Origin of the sequence: Mesorhizobium sp. M0293 (genome assembly GCF_040321735.1) — a bacterium.
GTDB lineage: Bacteria > Pseudomonadota > Alphaproteobacteria > Rhizobiales > Rhizobiaceae > Mesorhizobium.
The window spans coordinates 45,080-66,755 of sequence record NZ_JAMYSA010000015.1 but is presented as its reverse complement, the minus strand read 5'-3'; the positions used below and the strand labels follow the sequence as shown (position 1 = coordinate 66,755).

The 21,676-nt window shown below is 61.8% G+C and carries 17 protein-coding genes and 1 tRNA gene; 10 read left to right on the top strand and 8 right to left on the bottom strand.

Annotated elements, in window-relative coordinates:
* Window positions 1–36: 36 nt before the first annotated feature.
* The 5 genes from glgC to bglA all read left to right on the top strand — a co-directional run bounded on the left by glgC (window position 37) and on the right by bglA (window position 8,162).
* Entirely contained in the window at window positions 37–1,302 is a 1,266-nt protein-coding gene (gene glgC, locus NKJ06_RS08715) for a glucose-1-phosphate adenylyltransferase (protein ID WP_352626707.1), read from the top strand.
* 3 nt (window positions 1,303–1,305) lie between these two features.
* Window positions 1,306–2,751, top strand: a complete 1,446-nt coding sequence (gene glgA / locus NKJ06_RS08710) for a glycogen synthase GlgA (RefSeq protein WP_352626709.1) — start codon at window positions 1,306–1,308, stop codon at window positions 2,749–2,751.
* A 3-nt stretch (window positions 2,752–2,754) separates the two neighbouring features.
* Window positions 2,755–4,383: an alpha-D-glucose phosphate-specific phosphoglucomutase gene (locus tag NKJ06_RS08705; protein ID WP_352626711.1), complete on the top strand. Its 1,629-nt coding sequence runs from the start codon at window positions 2,755–2,757 to the stop codon at window positions 4,381–4,383.
* Between the two features lie 172 nt (window positions 4,384–4,555).
* Window positions 4,556–6,550 (top strand): glycogen debranching protein GlgX, encoded by a 1,995-nt coding sequence (gene glgX, locus NKJ06_RS08700; RefSeq protein WP_352626713.1) that lies wholly within the window; start codon window positions 4,556–4,558, stop codon window positions 6,548–6,550.
* Complete coding sequence (gene bglA / locus NKJ06_RS08695) at window positions 6,543–8,162, top strand: beta-galactosidase BglA (protein ID WP_352626715.1); 1,620 nt, start codon at window positions 6,543–6,545, stop codon at window positions 8,160–8,162. Before glgX ends, bglA begins: the two co-directional genes overlap by 8 nt.
* An 18-nt stretch (window positions 8,163–8,180) precedes the next feature.
* On the opposite strand, the gene NKJ06_RS08690 is transcribed toward bglA, so the two are convergent.
* Together NKJ06_RS08690 and NKJ06_RS08685 are read right to left on the bottom strand one after the other, a co-directional pair.
* Complete coding sequence (locus NKJ06_RS08690; protein WP_352809636.1) at window positions 8,181–9,947, bottom strand: Tad domain-containing protein; 1,767 nt, start codon at window positions 9,945–9,947, stop codon at window positions 8,181–8,183.
* Entirely contained in the window at window positions 9,948–10,406 is a 459-nt protein-coding gene (locus tag NKJ06_RS08685) for a TadE/TadG family type IV pilus assembly protein (RefSeq protein ID WP_502905599.1), read from the bottom strand.
* Between the two features lie 273 nt (window positions 10,407–10,679).
* Here NKJ06_RS08685 and NKJ06_RS08680 point away from each other — a divergent pair, with 273 nt between their 5' ends.
* From NKJ06_RS08680 to NKJ06_RS08665, 4 genes are all read left to right on the top strand, one after another.
* Window positions 10,680–12,272 (top strand): peptide ABC transporter substrate-binding protein, encoded by a 1,593-nt coding sequence (locus NKJ06_RS08680; RefSeq protein ID WP_352626718.1) that lies wholly within the window; start codon window positions 10,680–10,682, stop codon window positions 12,270–12,272.
* Between the two features lie 165 nt (window positions 12,273–12,437).
* Window positions 12,438–13,361, top strand: coding sequence for an ABC transporter permease subunit (locus NKJ06_RS08675; RefSeq protein ID WP_352626719.1), 924 nt, complete (start codon window positions 12,438–12,440; stop codon window positions 13,359–13,361).
* Window positions 13,354–14,475: an ABC transporter permease subunit gene (locus NKJ06_RS08670; protein ID WP_352626721.1), complete on the top strand. Its 1,122-nt coding sequence runs from the start codon at window positions 13,354–13,356 to the stop codon at window positions 14,473–14,475. The genes NKJ06_RS08675 and NKJ06_RS08670 overlap by 8 nt, the downstream gene beginning before the upstream one ends.
* A 47-nt stretch (window positions 14,476–14,522) precedes the next feature.
* Window positions 14,523–16,142, top strand: coding sequence for an ABC transporter ATP-binding protein (locus NKJ06_RS08665; protein ID WP_352626723.1), 1,620 nt, complete (start codon window positions 14,523–14,525; stop codon window positions 16,140–16,142).
* Between the two features lie 44 nt (window positions 16,143–16,186).
* Here NKJ06_RS08665 and NKJ06_RS08660 read toward each other — a convergent pair whose 3' ends face one another.
* The 6 genes from NKJ06_RS08660 to NKJ06_RS08635 all read right to left on the bottom strand — a co-directional run bounded on the left by NKJ06_RS08660 (window position 16,187) and on the right by NKJ06_RS08635 (window position 19,952).
* Window positions 16,187–16,534 (bottom strand): hypothetical protein, encoded by a 348-nt coding sequence (locus NKJ06_RS08660; protein ID WP_352626725.1) that lies wholly within the window; start codon window positions 16,532–16,534, stop codon window positions 16,187–16,189.
* A 201-nt stretch (window positions 16,535–16,735) separates the two neighbouring features.
* Window positions 16,736–17,179, bottom strand: coding sequence for a hypothetical protein (locus NKJ06_RS08655; protein ID WP_352626727.1), 444 nt, complete (start codon window positions 17,177–17,179; stop codon window positions 16,736–16,738).
* A gap of 6 nt (window positions 17,180–17,185) precedes the next feature.
* Window positions 17,186–17,401: a hypothetical protein gene (locus NKJ06_RS08650; protein ID WP_352626729.1), complete on the bottom strand. Its 216-nt coding sequence runs from the start codon at window positions 17,399–17,401 to the stop codon at window positions 17,186–17,188.
* Window positions 17,402–17,473: 72 nt separating this feature from the next.
* Window positions 17,474–17,773 carry a DUF1236 domain-containing protein gene (locus NKJ06_RS08645; RefSeq protein WP_352626731.1) on the bottom strand — a complete coding sequence of 100 codons (300 nt, stop codon included), beginning with the start codon at window positions 17,771–17,773 and terminating at the stop codon, window positions 17,474–17,476.
* 638 nt (window positions 17,774–18,411) lie between these two features.
* Entirely contained in the window at window positions 18,412–19,398 is a 987-nt protein-coding gene (locus NKJ06_RS08640) for a TerC family protein (RefSeq protein WP_352626733.1), read from the bottom strand.
* Window positions 19,399–19,875: 477 nt separating this feature from the next.
* Window positions 19,876–19,952: transfer RNA gene (locus NKJ06_RS08635), tRNA-Pro, on the bottom strand.
* 199 nt (window positions 19,953–20,151) lie between these two features.
* On the opposite strand from NKJ06_RS08635, the gene NKJ06_RS08630 reads away from it, so the two are divergent.
* Window positions 20,152–21,672: a phosphomannomutase/phosphoglucomutase gene (locus tag NKJ06_RS08630; protein ID WP_352626735.1), complete on the top strand. Its 1,521-nt coding sequence runs from the start codon at window positions 20,152–20,154 to the stop codon at window positions 21,670–21,672.
* Window positions 21,673–21,676: the final 4 nt, after the last annotated feature.

Here is a 21,676-nt window from a genome sequence, read left to right as displayed (position 1 = left end):
CAACATGTCGAGACTGAGTAACTTGGGAGGGTAGAAATGGCAGACTTGAAACGGACCCAGCCGCTGGCGCGCGATGCCATGGCCTATGTATTGGCCGGCGGCCGTGGCAGCCGCCTCAAGGAACTGACCGACCGGCGCGCCAAGCCGGCCGTCTATTTCGGCGGCAAGACACGCATCATCGATTTCGCGCTCTCCAACGCGCTCAATTCCGGCATTCGCCGCCTCGGCGTCGCCACCCAGTACAAGGCGCATTCGCTGATCCGCCACCTGCAGCGCGGCTGGAACTTCCTGCGGCCCGAGCGAAACGAGAGTTTCGACATCCTGCCGGCCAGCCAGCGCGTGTCGGAAACCCAGTGGTACGAGGGGACGGCCGACGCCGTCTATCAGAACATCGACATCATCGAGGCCTACGGCCCCGAATACATGGTGATCCTGGCTGGCGACCACATCTACAAGATGGACTACGAACTGATGCTTCGCCAGCACGTCGACGCCAATGCCGACGTCACCGTCGGCTGCCTCGAAGTGCCGCGCATGGAAGCCACCGGCTTCGGCGTCATGCATGTCGATGGCAAGGACAACATCATCGCCTTCGTCGAAAAGCCCGCCGATCCGCCCGGCATTCCCGACAAGCCGGAGTTCGCTTTGGCCTCGATGGGCATCTATGTCTTCAAGACCAAATTCCTGATGGAGCAGTTGCGCCGCGATGCGGCCGAGCCTGGCTCAAGCCGCGACTTCGGCAAGGACATCATCCCTTATATCGTCCAGCACGGTAAGGCGATTGCCCACCGCTTCGCCAAGTCCTGCGTCCGCTCGACCGCCGAGAACGAGGCCTACTGGCGCGACGTCGGAACGGTCGACGCCTATTGGGAAGCCAATATCGACCTGACCGACATCACGCCTGAACTCGACCTCTACGACCGCGACTGGCCGATCTGGACCTATGCCGAATTGAAGCCGCCGGCAAAGTTCGTGCATGACGAGGATGGCCGCCGCGGTTCGGCCGTGTCCTCGCTTGTCTCGGGCGACTGCATCGTCTCGGGTGCTTCGCTGAAGAGAAGCCTGATCTTCACCGGCGCGCGCATCAATTCCTTTTCGACGCTGGAAGAAGTCGTCATGCTGCCCGACGTTCATGTCGGCCGGAACGCAAAGTTGAAGCGCGTGGTCATCGACCATGGTGTTAGGATACCGGAAGGGCTGGTGGTCGGCGAAGACCCTGCTCTCGACGCCAAGCGTTTTCGGGTCTCGGAAAAAGGCATCTGCCTGGTCACTCAGGACATGATCGACAAGTTGGGGCTCTAGTGCATGCAGGTTCTGTCGGTCACGCCCGAGATTTTCCCGCTGATCAAGACCGGTGGGCTTGCCGACGTGACCGGCGCGCTGCCCATTGCGCTGGCGGCCAAGGGCGTGAGCATGCGCACGCTCATTCCTGGTTTTCCGACCGTCATGGCCGCTTTCAAGAAAAGGAAGGCGGTGCTGCAATATCCCTTGCTGCAGGGCGGCAAGGCCTCCGTCCACTCCGTTCAGCTCGCCGGGCTCGAGCTTTTCGTGCTCGACGCGCCGCATCTGTTCGACCGTCCCGGCGGCCCCTATGGCAATGCGACCGGGGTCGATTGGCCCGACAACTGGCGGCGCTTCGCGGCGCTGAGCCAGGTCGGCGGCGACATTGCCGGTGGCGCCATCTCGGGCTACCAACCCGACATCGTCCATGCCCATGACTGGCAGTCGGCGATGACGCTGGCCTATATGCGCTACGGCAAGGCCGTCGGTGTGCCATCGATGATGACTGTCCACAACCTCGCTTTCCAGGGCCAGTTCGGCGCCGCCATCTTTGGCGAACTCGGTCTGCCGGCAGCGGCGATGGCGCTCGACGGCGTCGAATATTACGGCGGCGTCGGCTTCCTCAAGGCCGGCCTGCAGGCCGCCTGGACAATCACCACGGTCAGTCCGACCTACGCGCAGGAGATCCGCTTGCCGGAATTCGGCATGGGCCTCGACGGCCTCATCAACATGCGCTCCAGCGATCTCCATGGAATCGTCAACGGCATCGACACCGGCATCTGGGATCCGGAAACGGACAAGCATCTGGTGTCCACCTACACGGCCAGCACGCTGAAGGCGCGCGCCCCCAACAGGGCTGCCGTGGAAGACCGCTTCAGCCTTGAGCGCGACGACAGTCCGATCGTCTGCGTCGTCAGCCGCCTGACCTGGCAAAAGGGCATGGATACCTTGGCGACAGCGGTCGATGGCATTGTTGCGACCGGCGCGCGCCTGGCCATCCTGGGCTCGGGCGATGCCGGCCTCGAAGGCGCGCTGCTTGCCGCGGCTGCCAGACATCGCGGCCGCATCGGGGTCGTTATCGGCTACGACGAGGGGCTTTCGCACATCATGCAAGGCGGCTGCGATGCCATCGTCATTCCCTCGCGCTTCGAACCCTGCGGGCTGACGCAGCTTTACGGCCTGCGCTATGGCTGTGTGCCAGTGGTGGCGCGCACCGGCGGCCTGGCCGATACGGTCATCGACGCCAATGAGGCTGCCGTCTCTGCCGGCGTCGCCACCGGCTTTCAGTTCGCTCCCAACAATGGCGGCGCCTTGCTGCACGCCATTCGCCGCCTCGTTGACGCGCATGCCAGTCCGGCGGTCTGGGAATCGTTGCAGCGCCAGGGCATGAAGGCCGATGTGTCGTGGGACAAGAGCGCGGAAAAATACGTTGAACTCTATCGCTTGCTGCTTTCGAAAAGGGTTGCCTGAAGCATGATACGAACCGTCCCCACCAAACCCTATTCCGATCAGAAGCCCGGCACGTCGGGCCTGCGCAAGAAGGTGCCGGTGTTCCAGCAGGAGCACTATGCCGAGAATTTCATCCAGTCGATCTTCGACGCGCTAGACGGCTTCAAGGGCAAAACCCTGGTGATCGGTGGCGACGGCCGCTTCTATAACCGCGAGGTCATCCAGAAGGCAATCGCCATGGCCGCCGCAAACGGCTTCGGAAAGGTGATGGTCGGGCAGGGCGGCATTCTGTCGACGCCGGCCGCTTCGCATGTCATCCGCAAATACAAGACCTTTGGCGGCATCATCCTGTCGGCCAGCCACAATCCGGGCGGCCCGCACGAGGATTTCGGCATCAAGTACAATGCCGGCAATGGCGGCCCGGCGCCGGAAAAGCTGACCGACGCGATCTTTGCCAAGACCAAGGCAATCGCGAGCTTCAAGATCGTCGATATCGATCCGATCGACATCGACACAACAGGCACGGTCAAGGCGGCCGGCATGACGGTCGAGGTCATCGATCCGGTCGCCGACTATGCCGAACTGATGGAAAGCCTGTTCGATTTCGACGCGTTGCGCAAACTGTTCAAGTCCGGCTTTCGCATGCGCTTCGACGCCATGCACGCGGTGACCGGCCCCTACGCCAAGGAGATACTGGAAAACCGGCTTGGTGCGCCCAACGGCACCTGCCGCAATTTCAAGCCGCTGCCGGATTTCGGCGGCCATCACCCGGACCCGAACCTCGTCCATGCCAAACACCTCTACGACGAGATGATGGGGCCGGACGCGCCGGATTTCGGCGCTGCCTCGGATGGCGATGGCGACCGCAATTTGATCATCGGCAAGGGCATTTTCGTCACCCCGTCGGATTCCGTCGCCATGCTCGCCGCCAACGCCCGCCTGGCGCCCGGCTACAAGGCTGGTTTGAAAGGCATCGCCCGCTCGATGCCGACCAGTGGTGCTGCCGATCGTGTCGCCGAAAAACTTGGCGTCGGCATTTATGAGACGCCGACCGGCTGGAAGTTCTTCGGCAATCTGCTCGACGCCGACATGGCGACGATCTGCGGCGAGGAAAGTGCCGGCACCGGCTCCAACCATGTCCGTGAAAAGGACGGCCTTTGGGCAGTGCTCTTGTGGCTCAACATCCTTGCCGCGCGCGGCGAAAGCTGCAAGCAGATCGTCACCGAGCACTGGGCGACCTACGGTCGCAACTACTATTCGCGGCACGATTATGAAGAGGTCGAGAGCGACCGCGCCAACGCGCTGGTCGATGAACTCCGCGCCAAGCTCGGTTCGCTGTCCGGCACCAGCGTGCGCGGCATGACAATCGCCAGCGCCGACGATTTTGCCTATCACGATCCGGTTGATGGTTCGACCAGCGAGCATCAGGGCATCAGGGTGCTGTTCGAAGGTGGCTCGCGCGTCGTCTTCCGCCTCTCCGGCACCGGCACTTCGGGCGCGACGTTGCGCGTCTATATCGAGCGCTACGAGCCGGACAAGTCGAGGCACGATCTCGACACGCAGGCCGCATTGGCGGATTTGATCGCCGCGGCCGATGATATTGCCGGGATCCACAGCCATACCGGCCGTCCCAAGCCGAGCGTCATTACTTGAGGGTGGCTGTGCGCGCTTTCCCTTCTCCCCTTGTGGGAGAAGGTGGATCGGCGCGTAGCGCCGAGACGGTTGAGGGGTGCGCGAAGGATCGCCGTCCCTGCCAAGCTGGAACACCCCTCATCCGTCGCCTTCGGCGACACCTTCTCCCACAAGGGGAGAAGGGGGAGACTGCATGACCCCACTCGGCGCCACCGTCACCCGCGAAGGCATTCGCTTTGGCGCCTGGTCGCAGGCCGCCCGCCGGCTCTGGGTCTCGATGTTCGACGAGCAGGGCAATCGGGAAATCCAACGGCTCGAATTGCAGCCGGAAGGCGAGGGCGTGCATGGGCTGTTCGTCCCAGGTCTCGCCGCCGGCACCCGCTACGGCTTTCGCGCCGATGGCGAGTATGCGCCGGAGCGCGGGCTGTGGTCCGACCCCACCAAGCTCCTGACCGATCCCTATGCCGCCGAGATCGACAGGCCTTACGCCTATGACTGGCGGCTGGGCCAGCGTCGGGGCGAGGGGGCCGATACCGCGCCGCTGATGCCGAAGGCGATTGCCCCCGCGCCGCTGAAGCGCGTGCCGGCTGCGCCGCCGCTATTCCAGCCCGGCGGCCTGATCTACGAAATTCCGGTGCGCGCCTTCACCATGTTGCATCCGGACGTCCCGGAAAAGCTGCGCGGTACGGTCGCCGCTCTCGCGCATCCGGTGGTTGTCGAGCACCTGAAAAAACTCGGCGTCGGCGCGGTTGAACTGATGCCGGTGACCGCCTCGATCGACGAGCGGCATTTGCCGCCGCTCGGGCTGCGCAACGCCTGGGGCTACAATCCCGTGACGTTCATGGCGCTGGATCCACGCCTGGCGCCGGGCGGCATCATGGAATTGCGAAACACGGTCGCCGTGCTGCGCCAGGCCGGCATCGGCGTCATCCTCGATCTTGTCTTCAACCATACAGGCGAGAGCGACAGGCTCGGGCCCACGCTGTCGCTGCGCGGTCTCGATAACCAGGCCTATTATCGGCATACATCTGACGGCAGGCTGGCCAACGACACCGGCACCGGCAACACCGTCGCTTGCGATCATCCGGTCGTCAGGGAAATGGTCCTCGACACGCTTCGCCATTTCGTCAGGGATGCCGGCGTCGATGGTTTCCGCTTCGACCTGGCGCCCATTCTGGGCCGTGTCGAAGGAACATTCGATGCCGAGGCGCCGCTGCTGAAGGCGATGCGTGAAGATACGCTGCTGGCCGATCGCGTATTGATCGCCGAGCCCTGGGATATCGGCCCGGATGGCTATCAGCTCGGCAATTTTCCGCCGCCTTTCCTCGAATGGAACGACAAATACCGCGACGATGTTAGACGCTTCTGGCGCGGTGACGCCGGCATGGCCGGCGCCTTGGCGACCCGGCTCGCCGGTTCGTCCGATGTGTTTGCCGCGAAGGAACAAAACGTCAGCCGCACGGTCAATTTCATCGCCGCCCATGACGGCATGACGCTGGCCGACATCGTGCGCTACGAGCACAAGCACAACGAGGCCAATGGCGAGCAAAATCGCGACGGCCACAATGAGAACCTGTCGTGGAATAACGGCGTGGAAGGTGATGCGGACGACCCGGCTGTGGCAGTGGCTCGCCTGAACGACCAGCACGCGCTGCTCGCTACGCTGTTTGCCTCGCGCGGCACGATCATGCTGACGGCTGGCGACGAATTCGGCCGCACCCAGCAAGGCAATAACAATGCCTATGCGCAGGACAACGAGATCACCTGGCTCGACTGGGTCGGCCGCGACCAGGCGCTGGAGCGGTACACGGCGCTGCTCTCGACGTTGCGCCGCGCGATATCAGCGCTTTCCGACACAGGCTTCCTCACCGGCCAGCCACCGGCAGGCTCAGAGATGCCGGACGTCGCATGGCTGACCGAGACAGGCGCACCGCTCGACGAACAGAGCTGGCAGGATCCGCAGAGGCACCGCCTTGTCATGATCTTGGGTGGCGACGGCGAGTGCCGTGTTGCCGTCATCATCAACGGCGATCGCCGGGCTTGCATGGTCACGCTGCCTGAGCGCGAAGGGTTCTTCTGGACCGCTGCCGTCGATGCGGCGGACATCTCGCGGCCGGTATCGGGGCGGACGGTGATCTTCATGATCGAGCGCGTGCAGGCCGGCACAAGGGAGAAGCGCAATGGGTGACAAGGCCGGATGGTGGCGCGGCTGCGTCATCTACCAGATCTATCCGCGCTCGTTCCAGGACACGACCGGCGACGGCAGCGGCGATCTCGCAGGCATTACGTCGAGGCTCGCTCATGTCGCCTCGCTTGGTGTCGACGCCATCTGGCTGTCGCCCTTCTTCAAGTCGCCGATGGCCGACATGGGCTACGACGTGTCGGATTACCGCGATGTCGATCCGATGTTCGGCGCGCTTGAGGATTTCGATGCGCTGGTCGCCGAGGCGCATCGTCTCGGCCTGAGGATCATCATCGACCAGGTGCTGTCGCATTCGTCCGACAAGCATGACTGGTTCGTCGAAAGCCGCGCCAGCCGCGATAACCCCAAGGCCGACTGGTATGTCTGGGCCGATACCAAGCCCGATGGCGGCGCGCCCAACAACTGGCTCTCCGTCTTCGGAGGCCCGGCCTGGGAATGGGACTCGACCCGCCGCCAATATTACATGCACAATTTCCTCGCCTCGCAGCCCGACCTGAATTTCCACAATCCGGAGGTTCAGGACGCGCTTTTGGAAACGGTCCGGTTCTGGCTCGAGCGTGGCGTCGACGGCTTCCGGCTCGATACGGTCAATTACTATGTCCACGACCGCTGGCTGCGCAGCAATCCACCTTTGGCATCGAGCGTCGCCGGCACCAACAGCGAGACCAACACCTACCTCTACCAGGAGCATATGTTCGACAAGACGCAGCCGGAAAACCTGGCATTTCTCCGCCGCTTCAGGGCACTGCTCGACGAATATGGCGACCGCGCCGCTGTCGGCGAGATCGGCGATGAAGGCCGCTCCTTGCAGACGCTCGCCGCCTACACATCCGGCGGCGACACGCTCCATATGTGCTACACTTTCGATCTGCTGGGACCACAGTTCTCGGCGGCGCATGTGCGTGGTTGCGTCGAAGCCTTCGAGGCGGCCGTTTCCGACGGCTGGGTCTGCTGGGCGTTCTCCAACCATGACGTGGTGCGCCATGTCAGCCGTTGGACAAGGCCGGACAGCGATCCCGACGCGATCGCAAGATTTTCGATCATGCTGCTCTCCTGCCTGCGCGGCTCGATCTGCCTCTACGAGGGCGAGGAACTCGGCCTGGAGGAGGCGGAGCTTGCCTATGAGGATCTGCGCGACCCCGTCGGCATCCGCTTCTGGCCGGGCGTCAAGGGCAGGGATGGGTGTCGCACGCCGATGGTCTGGGAGGCCGGCGCCGACAATGCGGGCTTCTCCACTGGCAAACCGTGGCTGCCGATCCCGGCCAGCCATCGCGCCCGCGCGGTCGACGTCCAGAACGCCGACGCGGCCTCTGTGCTGACGTCCTATCGGGCCGCTCTGGCGTTGCGCAGGGAGCATGAGGCGCTGGCAACAGGCTCGATCCGTTTTCTTGACGCTGAGGGTGACATGCTCGCGTTCGTCCGCGAAGGCAGCGGCGAAAGACTGCTCTGTGTCTTCAATTTCGCCGGGGAACCAGGGAACTGGCCATTGCCGCCCGATATCGGAGCGGTCGCAAAGCTTGATGGCGATGCCGCGATTATCGAGGGGACCGAGCTTTCGCTGCCCGAGCTCGGATGCTTTCTTGGCCGCTTCGACTAATTTGGCGCTTTGGTCGCCTTACTGGACAAGCACGGAACGCCCGCATGTCGCGCCGGTGACCCGAACATCGGCTTCGCCGACACCGACACCCAGCGCTGAAAGCACATTGTAGAGTAGGTCGTCGACGGGTGCCGTTATGCCGTTCAGCACGGCCACCACCGCCGGCTTGACTGCTCCGAGCAGGGCGGTGAGATCGATCCCCAGACCAAGCGCATTGACCGAAAGCGACAGGTTGCTGACCAGCGATGTGGTGAGCGACTGTGTGATGTTGCGCGTCGAAACGGTCCTGATCGTCTTGTTGGCGATATCGGTCGCATCGAAGGTCAGCGTCGTCGGGTTGTTGTTGGTGATCGCGGTGGCGGCGGAGCCCATCACCTGTATCAGCGGAATGTTGATCAGCAACAGCTTGAGGCTCACATCCGCGATTTCCGCGTCGGTGAATGTCTGCGGTTGGCTGAAGTCGCCAAAGCCTGAGGTGTTGCTGTTGGCCAGATGCAGCGCGGCAATGCCTGGGTGCGCCGCGATGGAAACCTTGATGCTGGAAGGCCCTGTCGGACAGGTGATGTCGGTCAGTCTGGCTTCGGCATAGGCGACTTCCACATTGAGCGGCAGATTGACGGCCAGCAGACTGATGCCGCCGCCGAGACTGGGTGTGCCAACCCCGACGCTGGCCACCAGCTTGATACGCGTCTGGGCCGTGCGCACCGTGGTGCCGATTCCGCCGATCGCGAGCCATGGCGAAAATTGCGCCGGCTCGCCAATGGCAATGGTAAGCTGAGTGGAAAGAAGCCCAGGTACGGTGGCTCCGAGATTGACCTGAGCCTGGTTGGTGCCGTTCGCCAGCACGGCGGCGGCGGACAACATTCCCATGGCGCTTGCATCGACCCCAAGGCCTGTCGGAGTTTGTCCCAGTCCAAGGCTGCCCACGGTGCCTAGGTCGACAAGGCTGCTGAGCGGGATCTTGACCGTACTGGTCGACTTGGAAGCGATCGTCTGCAGCGCGACCTTGGCCGTGTTGCCTAGTCCGGGCACGTTGGCCATGGCGGTGGCGATCTGACCGACGGTCGCCTTGGAGGCCAGCACATCCGAATAGGTGCCTCCGGTCACGTTCACTTGTGTGGCAAGGGCACTTATGAAGGAAAGGACACTGACGTCGGCCGAGATCAATCCGTTGTAGTCCATGACGCTGAGCGAAATGTTGCCACCGAGAAGACTGCCGAGAAGTGCGTTGAGGATGCCGCCATTGACGCTGGCGAGCCTCGACCCGACCGAGAACGTCGCCTGCGGCGTCATGCTGGCGATAGCCTCGGTGCCGATGACGGGAGTGGGGATCAGCGAACTTGCGAAATAGCGGGCGGGGATCTTCTTCAGGGTGACACGGACTGCATTGTAAGGTGCTACGCTGGCCTGGAAGCGCTGGCTCACATTGGTGCCGGATGCCGCGTATCGCCCTGGCGTCACCGACACCACGGTTTTGCCGACGGCCGGCGCGATCGTCTGCCCCGAGCCTTGAACGACCACCCCTGGCATGCCGTTATCAGTTAGCGTGGTCACGACAGCTGTGTTGATGTTGGTGATGTTCGAGGCGGCGGTGATCGCCGCCAGGTCGACCATTGCCTGGGCTTCGCGGCGCTCGGTGTAGATCGAGGCTTCGTCGATGGCGACGGCAGCCAGCGCAAGCCCGACCGGCGCCATGAGCGCCGTCATCACGGCAAAATTTGCCTTTCTGTCACTCAGCATTAGCCGCGCCAGCCGGCCAATCTCTTTGCGCGCATGCGGCAACATTCAGATGCCTCCGACCCGTATCGTTGACTGGCGTGTGATCGTGGTCCTTGGCATCGCGATGCCCGGAAAGAGATTCCATATCGGCAGGTTGCGGGCATCGTATTGGATGGAAACCACGAACTGGCTGCCATCGGCTGTGCTGTCGTTGGCCTGATAGGTCAGCTTGCTCGCATCGACGAAGGGATATCCGCCGGCATTGTTGGTGACGAAGCTGGCCACGAGCGTTTGCCGTTCGGTCTGGTTCATTCCCGCAATGGCTGTCCGTGCGGCGTCCGCCGCGATTTGCTGGATCGAGTTGGCCGCACCGAAATATATGCCGTACGCAACCATTCCGAGCAGGATGAGGATGAAGATCGGTGAGAGCATGGCGAACTCAACCGCCGAAGTTCCCGAAGTATTTGTCCGGAATCGGTGGCTTCTGGCCATGAGAACGAGGTTGCGAACCATGGCGCTGAACATGCCAAAGTTCGCATGCAAAAAGCGGAAACTCTAGGTGCAACCTGGAGGTGTGAGTGATTGAAAGGAAGTTCTAATTTAGCAAATGTCTCTTTTATTTCTGATTGTTGACTTAAGGTCACTCAGTACTCGGTTGAAAAGAGCTTACCTCCTGTCTAGTCTCCTGCCACCAGCCGCAGGAAGGGAACCGGCGGCGCGCTCAAAGGAGTCAGATATCGGCTCCGGGGCGTCAACACGTAAAGGCGCGCCGACGGCAGCGCCGACAGGGAGAACTTCATGCTGAAAAACATGCTGAAGGCGACGGTATTCGCCACGACGATGGCGCTGGCCGCCGGCACGTTCTACACGCCGGCTTTCGCCGAGAGCGTCTACAACCGCGGATCCGCCGCCGAGGCGGAGACGCTCGATCCGCACAAGACCTCAACGGTCTACGAAGCCGATATCATACGCGACCTGTTCCAGGGCCTCGTTATGCATGACCAGAAGACGAACCTCATTCCGGGCGCCGCCGAAAGCTGGACGGTGTCCGACGACGGCACCGTCTACACCTTCAAACTGCGCAAGGACGGCCTCTGGTCGGATGGCAGCCCGGTGACGGCGGACGACTTCGTCTATTCGTTCCGTCGGCTGGAAGATCCGGCCACCGCCGCCGAATATGCTTCCATGCTCTATCCCGTGAAGAACGCCGAGGAAGTCAACACCAAGAAGGGCAAGCCGGAGGATATGGGCGTCAAGGCGCTTGACGCAAATACCCTCGAAGTCACGCTGAAGGCGCCGACGCCTTACTTCCTGGAGATGCTGACCCACCAGGCGACCTATCCGGTCAACAAGGCGTCTATCGAAAAGCTTGGCGCCGACTGGATCAAGGCAGGCAAGCTGGTCTCCAACGGGGCCTTTACGGCGGCGGAGTGGATTCCCAACGACCATCTGAAGCTGGTCAAGAATCCGAAATTCTGGGACGCCGCGACCGTCAAGTTCGACGTGGTCAACTACATTCCGACCGAGGATCGCTCGTCGGCGATGAAGCGCTTCGAGGCCGGCGAACTCGACAGTTACGGTGACCTGCCGACCGAACAGCTCGCCGATCTCAAGACCAAATTCGGCGACCAGATCCGTGTCGGGCCATATCTTGGCACCTATTATTATGCGGTCAAGACCGACAAGGCGCCGTGGGACAATGTCGAGCTGCGCAACGCCATCTCAATGGCGATCGATCGCGACTTCCTGGCGGAGAAAGTCTGGCAGAATTCGATGCTGCCCGGCTATTCGATGGTACCTCCGGGCATCGAGGGTTACACGCCGGCACTGGCCAAATACGCCGACATGCCGCCGATCGACCGCGAGGACGCTGCCAAGAAGATCCTCGAGAAGCTCGGCTATACACCCGAGCATCCGTTGAAGATGGAAATCCGCTACAACACCTCGGAAAACCACAAGAACACCGCTGTCGCCATCCAGGAACAGTTGAAGCCGCTTGGTGTCGAGATCACGCTGCTCAACACCGACACCAAGACCCACTACGGTTTCCTCGAGCAGAAGGGCGACTACGACGTGGCGCGCGCCGCCTGGATCGCCGACTACAAGGACCCGGAGACCTTCCTCGGCATCTCGCGCAAGGCCAGCGGCAACAATTATTCGAACTACGATAGCCCAGCCTATGAAGCCGCCATGGACAAGGCCGCCGCCGCCGGCGGCAAGCCCGAGGAGCGCATGAAGGATCTCGCCGAGGCCGAGCGCATCCTCGTCGACGACGTTGGCGAGATCCCGCTTCTCTACTACAGCTACCACGACATCGTTTCCTCGAAGCTGCATGGCTTCGACGACAATGTGATGGACATCCACCCGTCCCGCTTCATCAGCAAGGACTGATCCCTTGGCTGGACCGCCGCGCACCCAATGCGCGGCGGCTCTGGTTTGCCATCGCATCGGCCCGGGAACCGGATTCGATTTTCGACAATGTCGGTGCGAAGATTTGAAGGCTAGAGCGCAATCGTCCAGCTGGACGCGCGCTGCTCTGGATCAAGCGGGGCACCGATGCTGCGATATGTATTAAGGCGGCTTTTGACCGCCATTCCGACGCTGTTCGTCATCGTGACCATGGCGTTTTTCCTGATGCGCGTCGCGCCAGGCGGCCCGTTCAACCAGGAGCGGGGACTGAGCCCCGAGATTAGAGCCAATCTTGAAGCCCAGTTCGGTCTCAACGACCCGCTCTGGCTGCAATTCGTCCACTATCTCGGCAATCTTTTGCGCGGCAATTTCGGCCCGAGCTATAACATGCCGGATTTCACCGTCACCGAACTGTTCGCCAAGGGTCTGCCCATTTCGGTCCAGCTCGGTGCGTCGGCTCTCATCCTGGCGCTTCTGCTCGGTTCCGTGCTCGGCACCATCGCCGCGCTCAACCAGAACAAGCTTGGCGATTATACGGTGATTGCCCTGGCGACGGCCGGCAGCACCATCCCCACCTTCGTCATCGCGCCGGTGATCCAGCTCTTGTTCGGACTGACCTGGAAGCTGCTGCCGATCGGCGGATGGGGCGATGGCGCTTTCATCAACAAGGTCGGCCCGGTGCTGACGCTCGCGCTGCCGCAGATCGCCATTGTCGCCCGGCTGATGCGCGGCTCGATGATCGAATCGCTTCGATCCCATCACATCCGCACGGCGCGCGCGCTCGGCCTCTCCGATTGGTCGGTGGTGGTCAAGCACGCGCTGCGCGGCGCCATCCTGCCGATCGTCTCCTTCACCGGCCCGGCAGCCGCGGCACTGCTGACCGGCTCGGTCATCGTCGAGACGATTTTCTCCATTCCGGGCGTCGGCCGCTATTTCGTCGATGCCGCGCTCAACCGCGACTACACGCTGGTGATGGGAACGGTCGTCGTGATCGCCATCTTCACCATCGTGTTCAACCTGATCGTCGACGTCATGTACGCGGTCGTCGATCCGAGGGTGCGCTATGACTGACATCGCAGCCACGGCACCCGCCGTCGTCGGACGCTCGCTCTGGGGCGATGCCTGGGCGCGCCTGAAGGCCAATCGCGCCGCCATGTTCAGCCTCTATTACCTCGCTTTGATCGCGGCCATCAGCGTGTTCGGCCCCTCACTCGTGCCGCATCAATACACGACCATCTATGGTGACTATGTGCGCACGCCGCCAAGCCTTTCGGCCTATCCGAAGGCCGACACGATCGAGACGGCGCTTACCGAAGCGATCAAGCGCATGCGGGTCGATATCAAGGAGTGGCGGCAGGAAGGCAACCAGGTCTTCGTTACCGTCAAGTCGACCAAGCCGATCGACGACCGCAACATCCGCTATCTCGACCGTTCCGATGCCTTCGACGACACCAAGATCGAAAGCAAGTCGCCTGACGGTCTCGAAGTGACGATGAGCGCCTCGATCAAGCAGCAATATTTCCTGTTCGGTACCGACAACACCGGCCGCGATCTGTTGTCTCGTACGCTGATGGCCGGGCGCATATCGCTGGCCATCGGCCTGCTCGCTGGCGTCGTGGCGGTAGTCATCGGCGTGGTCTACGGTGCCGCGGCCGGCTTTGCCGGCGGCAAGATCGACGAGGTGATGATGCGCATCGTCGACGTGCTCTATTCCTTGCCCTTCATCTTCTTCGTCATCATGCTGGTGGTGTTCTTCGGCCGCAACTTCGTGCTGATGTTCCTGGCCGTCGGCGCCGTGCTGTGGCTCGACATGGCGCGCATCGTGCGCGGCCAGGCGCTGTCGATCCGCCGGCAGGAATATGTCCAGGCGGCGGAGGCCATGGGTGTCGGCCAGCGCGGCATCCTGCTGCGCCACGTCATCCCCAACCTGCTCGGTCCGGTGGTGATCTACATGACGCTGCTGGTACCGCAGGTCATCATCCTGGAGAGTTTCCTGTCGTTCCTCGGACTCGGCGTGCAGGAGCCGATGACCAGCTGGGGCGTGCTGATCTCGGTCGGCGCCAAGAACATCGGCACGGCCAACTGGCTACTTCTGTTTCCCGCCTTCTTCCTCGTCTCGACGCTGTTCGCGCTGAACTTCGTCGGCGACGGCCTGCGCGACGCGCTCGACCCAAGGGATCGCTAAGATGGGGATCGCTAAGATGGGGATCGATAAAGATGGGGATCGCTGAAATGGCTGCTTCCGAAACGATCCTCAGCGTCAAGGACCTGCGCGTCCGCTTCCGCACGCTCGACGGTGCGGTCGAGGCGGTCAAGGGCATCAACATCCACGTCAATGCGGGCGAAACCGTTGCCGTTGTCGGTGAATCCGGCTCCGGCAAGAGCCAGACGATGATGGCGGCGATGAGTCTGCTGGCGTCGAATGGCGAAGCGACAGGCAGTGTCGATTATCGCGGCCGAAACCTTCTGGCACTGAGCAAATCCGAGCTGAACAAGGTCCGTGGCCGCAAGATCAGCATGATCTTCCAGGAGCCGATGACCTCGCTCGATCCGCTCTATTCGATCGGCAACCAGCTGATCGAACCGATCCGCCGGCATCGGGGCTTGAAGGCCGCCGAGGCGCACGAAGAGGCGCTCAAACTGCTGCGGCTGGTGCACATTACCGATCCCGAACGGCGGATGAAATCCTATCCGCACGAAATGTCCGGCGGTCAGCGCCAGCGCGTGATGATTGCCATGGCACTCGCCAACGACCCCGACATTCTGATCGCCGACGAGCCGACGACAGCGCTCGACGTGACCATCCAGGCGCAGATCCTGATGCTCTTGGCCGAATTGCAGCGCAAGCTCGGCATGGCGATCGTCTTCATCACCCACGATCTTGGCATCGTCCGTCGCTTTGCCGACCGGGTCTACGTCATGCGCCAGGGCGAGGTTGTGGAGGAGGGCGAGGCGGAAGCCATCTTCGTCAACCCGCAGCATGCCTATACCAAGATGCTGTTGGCGGCCGAGCCGACCGGCAATAAGGCGCCGCCGCCCGCCAATGCTCCGGTGTTGCTCGAAGGTAGGAATGTCGAAGTGACGTTCAGGATCGGCGGCGGGTTTCTTGCTGGCGAGCCGCTGATGCTGCGTGCCGTCGATCACATCTCGATCCGGCTGCAGCGCAACCAGACCATCGGCATCGTCGGTGAATCCGGCTCGGGCAAATCGACGCTCGGCCGCGCCTTGCTGCGATTGTTGCCAAGTGACGGTCTCATCCGTTTCGGCGACCGCGACATTTCCACTGCCGACCGACAGACGATGCGGCCGCTACGGCGCCAGATGCAGCTCGTCTTCCAGGATCCGTTCGGTTCGCTGTCGCCGCGCATGACCGTCGGCCAGGTCATCACCGAGGGGCTTCTGGTGCATGAGCCGAACCTTTCGGGCAAGCAACGCGACCAGCGCGCGGTCGAGGCCTTGCGCGAAGTCGGCCTCGATCCCAACGCACGCAATCGCTACCCGCACGAATTCTCCGGCGGCCAGCGGCAGCGCATCGCCATTGCCCGCGCCATGATCCTGAAGCCCAAGCTGGTGGTGCTGGACGAGCCGACCTCGGCGCTCGACCGCTCGGTCCAGAAGCAGATCGTCGAACTGCTGCGCAAGCTGCAGGCCGACCACGAACTGTCCTACCTCTTCATCAGCCACGACCTGTCGGTCGTGCGCGCCATGGCCGACTACATCATCGTCATGAAACAGGGCAAGATCGTCGAGGAGGGACCGACCGAGGCGATCTTCAGCAATCCGCAGCACGTCTACACACAGACGCTGATGGCCGCGGCGATCGACGTCACGCGTTTCCGATTGAGCGCCTGAGACAGTAGTCACCAAGAGGCGCAAAGCACCAAGGCAGCGCCTGTTCACTCAGTCCATTGACCTCGGCACTTATTTGCTCGTACCGCGACGATGGCGTCTTGCTGCTGCTTCAGTCGGTCGATCCTGGCCGTTTCACGGTCGGCGACCGCGGCTTTCACGCGCGAGCCGCCCAGCAGCCAGCGTGGAACGTTGGTGTTCGCGACCTTGCCGCGGGTGATTGCGGTTCGCGAGATGTCACGGGCGATGCCTCCCAGCGTGCTGTTGAGCTCGGTGCATGTCATCGAATCGTATTTTGCCGGATCGACGGTTCTGCCGATCGATGAACAGCCGGCGACGAGAAACAGCGCGATCATCAGGGCCGGTGGCGAGGCTGTCGTCGAATTCAAATTCATATCGCATCCGGCTTGCCGTTTCATTGACCCCATCATACCGCACCGAAGTACCTAGGGCCGACGGCCATGTCGTCAAAGTTTGCGGCCGCGACGGGACCCAGCCACCGAGCTGGGCGTTGTCGGTCAATGCAGTAGCGTTCTTCCCATCGCGCCCGCCTCCCAAAAATTATCGGACCATTCATCCAATTTCCCTGCAAATTCTCACGCTGCCTCGGCAACGAATGTCGTCGGGTCGTCCCCCTCGAGCACTGCCTGAGCGATACTGATCTCGTTTTCATCGACATGCGCGGTCACCAAAACGATCCCCTCTGCGATACTTCGGTCCTCCGGCTTTGCGGCAGTCGCGGTGAATGTTGCGAGCAGGCCGCCGGCAACGCCGCCAAAGACCGCGCCTGCCACTGCTGTTGCCGATAGTCCCGCGGCAAGAGGATTGATGGCGTGAACGGCAACAGCGCCCAGGCAGGCCAACCCGCCAGCACCAGCGCCAACGATGGACGCCAGAGCGAGAGCCCATAGAAATCCCGCTTCGTCCTTATAAGGTCCAATGATGGCGATCTGTACCCGAGGAATTCCGGATCCCACAAGGTCGCCGGCGACTCGGGCCGCTTCGGCGGGCGAATCAAAAAGTCTGCTGATTGTTGGCATGGTCGTTCAAGGCTTTTGGTTGGTCAGCAACATATCGGTGACGAAAGACGCGGCAATCAGGTCGTCACCCTGAATTCGACCCTCGTGGTCCTTCATGATGGCCGCGACCTTCTGGAAGGTCTTCATTTCGCTTTCGGTGATCTGAGCCTCCTGCATCCTGGCTTTGAGGTCAGCCACGCGCACTCCCAGCGCTTGGGATTTTTCAGTCTCACGGTTCGACATGGCGATCTGCGTCCGTTTTATTGGGAAGCCCGTCGCCTCGAGGGCGGCGAGCTTCAGCCGTAAGCGGCTGGTTCAGTCGATGATCTTGATGATCTTGTGGGTGCCCGGATCCACAACAACTGTCCGGTTGTCGATCACTGTGTAGCGGTATTTGACGTTGGGGACTTCGTGAAGCTCGACCGTGTCGGGCAGCGCTGTTCCGATATTGAGTTCCACACCGGGAACCTTCACCGAAGCGAGGGGCTGCTTCTTCACATATTCACGGATGACTGTTTCCTGCTCGGGCTGGATGATGATGTCCTCGGCTGCGGCTGCGCCGACACCCGCAAGCAGCAGAAGCGACGCCGCGGCGGCGGCAAGATGCACTTTCATGAATTCCTCCTTTGCAAACCGACGCAGCACAACAACGTCTGCGCCCAACCAACCGAACTTTGGGCAAGCGCAAACGTTCCCGAGGCTGGGCTTCGGTCGGGCGGGGCGGGGGACTTAAGTCTGATCGCAAAACGCAATGGTCTTACCAAGGGCGTCGCCCGGAACGGCCACTGTTTGCGGTCGTTGTCGGCTGCAAGTTTGTGGGAGGAAACCAATGGAGAAGAGTGTTGGCCAGGCACGCTGGTTGCTCGCACCGGTCTTCGCGGCGGCCATCACTTTGATGGTGATTGGAGTAGCTCTTGGCTGATCGTCCAGGAGAATTGGCGAACGAATTTGCACATCGGCGCAGCTACGTCCCTTCCTGAGCCGATAGGGGTTCGCTCGCCGGGTGCAAATCCTGGCGAGCGAACTCTCATTTCCATACCCGCCGCAACCGGGCATTTTGGTTCCTTTCGAGTGAAGGAGGCCAGGCGCCGTAGTCGGCGTCGCTGACATATTCCAACCAGTCCACGACCTTGCCGTCTTTTGACCTCCTGGAGGGCAATGTGGGTCATGGCGGTCGGCATCCGGAGCAGGAACAGCGCCGGTCTGTAGCTCCTCGTCGTTGCGTTGACCGACGGACGGGGTCGGCTCCCCGTTCACGCAGACTGCCGCTGCTGATCCCTAGTCTTGAGAAGACTCCAAACCACGCCGGCCGCGATGATCGCAAAGGTAATGCCGAGCGAGAAGGCGGCCGGGAACTTTTCAAGGCCAAGGAGATCGGCGACGAAGATCTTCGAGCCGATGAAGATCAGAACGATAGCGAGCGCGGGCTTCAGGTAACGGAAGCGCTGGATCATCGCCGCAAGCGCGAAATAGAGGGCGCGAAGGCCGAGGATCGCAAAGACGTTTGAGGTGTAGACGATGAACGGATCGGTCGTGATCGCGAAAATCGCAGGGACGGAATCCACGGCGAAGATGACGTCGGCCACCTCGACCATCACCAGCGCCATGAAGAGCGGCGTGATGAACCAACTCGCCTGGCCCGTTCCGGGATTTGTCTTTTTGACGAAAAACCGCTGTCCGTGGTGCTCTTCGGTGACGTTGAAGCGATTGCGCATGAAGCGGAAGAGGACGTTCTTAGACAGGTCGGGTTCTGCCTCCTTGACGATCAGCATCTTGATGCCGGTGATGATCAGGAATGCGGCAAAGATATAAAGAACCCAGGCGAACTCGGCGACCAGCATCGCGCCGACACCGATCATGATGGCCCGCAGCACCAAGACGCCGAGGACGCCCCAGAAGAGCACCCGGTGTTGGTAGATGCGCGGCACAGCAAAGAATGAGAAGATCAGGGCAATTACGAAGATGTTGTCGAGCGCCAGCGTCTTTTCGACGACGAAGCCTGTCAGATAGGCGAGGCCGGCGTCGGAGCCGAGATACCACCATACCCAGGCACCGAAGGCGAGCCCGAGGGTGACATAGAGGGCAGAAAGCATCACGCTTTCGCGGACGCCAATTTCCTTGTCCTGCTTATGAAGAATTCCAAGGTCGAACGACAAAATGGCGATAACGAGGACAAAAAAGCTCGACCACATCCAGACCGGCGTTCCGAGCCATTCGATGAACAAAAATGAGAAACTCAAGGGCAATCCCCTGTCGGCACGGCTGTCAGAAAATCGGTCCGACATCGTAAGAGTACCGAGGCTCTCACCAGAGGGGCCCGGACCAGCGGGTTGGTACCCACTTGGGAACTCATTTTCTGGCGATCAAGGGTCCGGCGGGACTTTTACTGGGGCCGGAAGATTTGTCTCTCGGAGTCCGCTTAGGTCGTAAGACGTATGGGCTATCTCTTCAGATATGGCACCGGTACACCACCTGGTCCGCAAGCTGGTGCGGCCTGGAGTTGAACTGGGGTTTTGCTATGAGACTGGTCCGACGGGCTACAGCCCTGCGTCGGAGTCGCCTGATTCCCGCGAAGGAACGCCGCCATGACCAAGACTGAAAATAAGACTGCCAGCGCTGCCGTCAAAGACATTCTGCTCTCGAACCCGGATGGATTGCCCGAAGGTCTCGCGCTGTGGGGTATCGGGAGAAACAAATACCTAAGTATCTGTTTTTTCTGGTCGGAGTGGCAGGATTTGAACCTGCGACCCCCTCGTCCCGAACGAGGTGCGCTACCAGGCTGCGCTACACTCCGTGACCAGACCGCGGGCTTATAGCTGCCGTACTTCGTTCCTGCAAGCGGCAATGGCAGCACTTCTGTCGCATTTCATCTGCTTTCGTCGGGCATTTCCGCAAAGCCCGGATTTCGGCCCGGGATAAACGTGGCTTAAAGCCTTCTGTGCTAAGCCACAGCCTCGATAGATCGTGTTTCCACCGCCTGGAGTTCTGCTGTCTTGCATCCAAAAATCGTTGGCGAGGCCCGGCCCAACAGCTTCGAATTCGAGACCTCGGCGCTGATCGACGCATCCGGCTTTCGCGAATATGATGCGCGCTGGTGGTTCGGCCATCCTGGCTCCGCGCGGCCGCCGGAACTCAACCTGATCGGTGCCCAGGCGCTCGGCATGGGGCTTGGCACGCTGATCCGCCGTCTCGGCGCCGGTCCCGATATCGTCACCGGGCATGACTTCCGCTCCTATTCGCTGTCGATCAAGCTGGCGCTGGTGTCCGGCCTGATGGCTGCCGGCGCCCGGGTGAGAGACATCGGCCTGGCATTGTCGCCGATGGCTTATTTCGCCCAGTTCGCGTTGGATACTCAATCCGTTGCCATGGTCACGGCCTCGCACAACGAAAATGGCTGGACCGGCGTCAAGATGGGCGCGGCGCGGCCGCTGACCTTCGGTCCCGAAGAGATGAGCGCGCTGAAGACGATCGTGCTGGCCGGCGACTTCGACCTCGCCGACGGCGGCTCCTACGATTTCGTCCGCGATTTTCGCGCGACCTATCTCGACGATGTGACCCGCGACAAGCGCATCGCGCGAAAACTGAAAGTGGTCGCTGCGTGCGGCAACGGCACAGCGGGCGCCTTTGCCCCGCAAGCGTTGGAACGCATCGGCTGCGAGGTCATCCCTCTCGATGTCGAGCTTGACCACACCTTCCCACGCTACAACCCCAATCCGGAAGACATGCAGATGCTGCATGCCATCAGGGACAAGGTGCTCGAGACCGGAGCCGATGTCGGCCTTGGCTTCGACGGCGATGGCGACCGCTGCGGCGTCGTCGACAATGAAGGCAATGAGATCTTCGCCGATAAGGTCGGGGTGATGCTGGCGCGGGATATTTCCAGCCAGCATCCGGGCTCGACCTTCGTAGTCGACGTCAAGTCGACCGGCCTGTTCAACACCGACGCAGTGCTGCGTGCCAACGGAGCCGTCACTGATTACTGGAAGACTGGCCACTCCTACATCAAGCGCCGCGTCGCCGAGCTTGGCGCGGTCGCCGGCTTTGAGAAGTCCGGCCATTTCTTCTTCAACCCGCCGATCGGCCGCGGCTATGACGATGGGCTGATCACCGCCATCGCTATCTGCCAGATGCTGGATCGCAGCCCCGGCAGTTCGATGGCCGATCTCTACCGCGCGCTGCCGCTGACTTTCGGCACACCGACCATGTCGCCACACTGCGCGGACGATGTGAAGTATGGCGTGGTCGAGCGGGTGGTTGCCGACTTTCAGGCCATGAAGCGCGATGGCGTCACCTTTGCTGGCCAGAAGATCGCAGACCTCATCACCGTCAACGGCGTGCGTGTCGTCGCCGAGGACGGCACCTGGGGGCTGGTGCGCGCCTCATCGAACAAGCCGGAACTCGTGGTGGTCGTCGAAAGCCCGGTATCGTCGCAGCGTCGCCGGCAGATGTTCGACGCCGTCGATACCATACTGCGCCGCAGCCCCGAGGTGGGCGCCTACAACCAGACCTTTTGAATGG

Excerpts from the sequence above, each read along its gene's own strand:
- glgC (WP_352626707.1), top strand. The coding sequence starts at position 37 with ATGGCAGACTTGAAACGGACCCAGCCGCTGGCGCGCGATGCCATGGCC.
- glgA (WP_352626709.1), top strand. The coding sequence starts at position 1,306 with ATGCAGGTTCTGTCGGTCACGCCCGAGATTTTCCCGCTGATCAAGACC.
- NKJ06_RS08705 (WP_352626711.1), top strand. The coding sequence starts at position 2,755 with ATGATACGAACCGTCCCCACCAAACCCTATTCCGATCAGAAGCCCGGC.
- glgX (WP_352626713.1), top strand. The coding sequence starts at position 4,556 with ATGACCCCACTCGGCGCCACCGTCACCCGCGAAGGCATTCGCTTTGGC.
- bglA (WP_352626715.1), top strand. The coding sequence starts at position 6,543 with ATGGGTGACAAGGCCGGATGGTGGCGCGGCTGCGTCATCTACCAGATC.
- NKJ06_RS08690 (WP_352809636.1), bottom strand. The coding sequence starts at position 9,947 with ATGTTGCCGCATGCGCGCAAAGAGATTGGCCGGCTGGCGCGGCTAATG.
- NKJ06_RS08685 (WP_502905599.1), bottom strand. The coding sequence starts at position 10,406 with ATGTTCAGCGCCATGGTTCGCAACCTCGTTCTCATGGCCAGAAGCCAC.
- NKJ06_RS08680 (WP_352626718.1), top strand. The coding sequence starts at position 10,680 with ATGCTGAAAAACATGCTGAAGGCGACGGTATTCGCCACGACGATGGCG.
- NKJ06_RS08675 (WP_352626719.1), top strand. The coding sequence starts at position 12,438 with ATGCTGCGATATGTATTAAGGCGGCTTTTGACCGCCATTCCGACGCTG.
- NKJ06_RS08670 (WP_352626721.1), top strand. The coding sequence starts at position 13,354 with ATGACTGACATCGCAGCCACGGCACCCGCCGTCGTCGGACGCTCGCTC.
- NKJ06_RS08665 (WP_352626723.1), top strand. The coding sequence starts at position 14,523 with ATGGCTGCTTCCGAAACGATCCTCAGCGTCAAGGACCTGCGCGTCCGC.
- NKJ06_RS08660 (WP_352626725.1), bottom strand. The coding sequence starts at position 16,534 with ATGAATTTGAATTCGACGACAGCCTCGCCACCGGCCCTGATGATCGCG.
- NKJ06_RS08655 (WP_352626727.1), bottom strand. The coding sequence starts at position 17,179 with ATGCCAACAATCAGCAGACTTTTTGATTCGCCCGCCGAAGCGGCCCGA.
- NKJ06_RS08650 (WP_352626729.1), bottom strand. The coding sequence starts at position 17,401 with ATGTCGAACCGTGAGACTGAAAAATCCCAAGCGCTGGGAGTGCGCGTG.
- NKJ06_RS08645 (WP_352626731.1), bottom strand. The coding sequence starts at position 17,773 with ATGAAAGTGCATCTTGCCGCCGCCGCGGCGTCGCTTCTGCTGCTTGCG.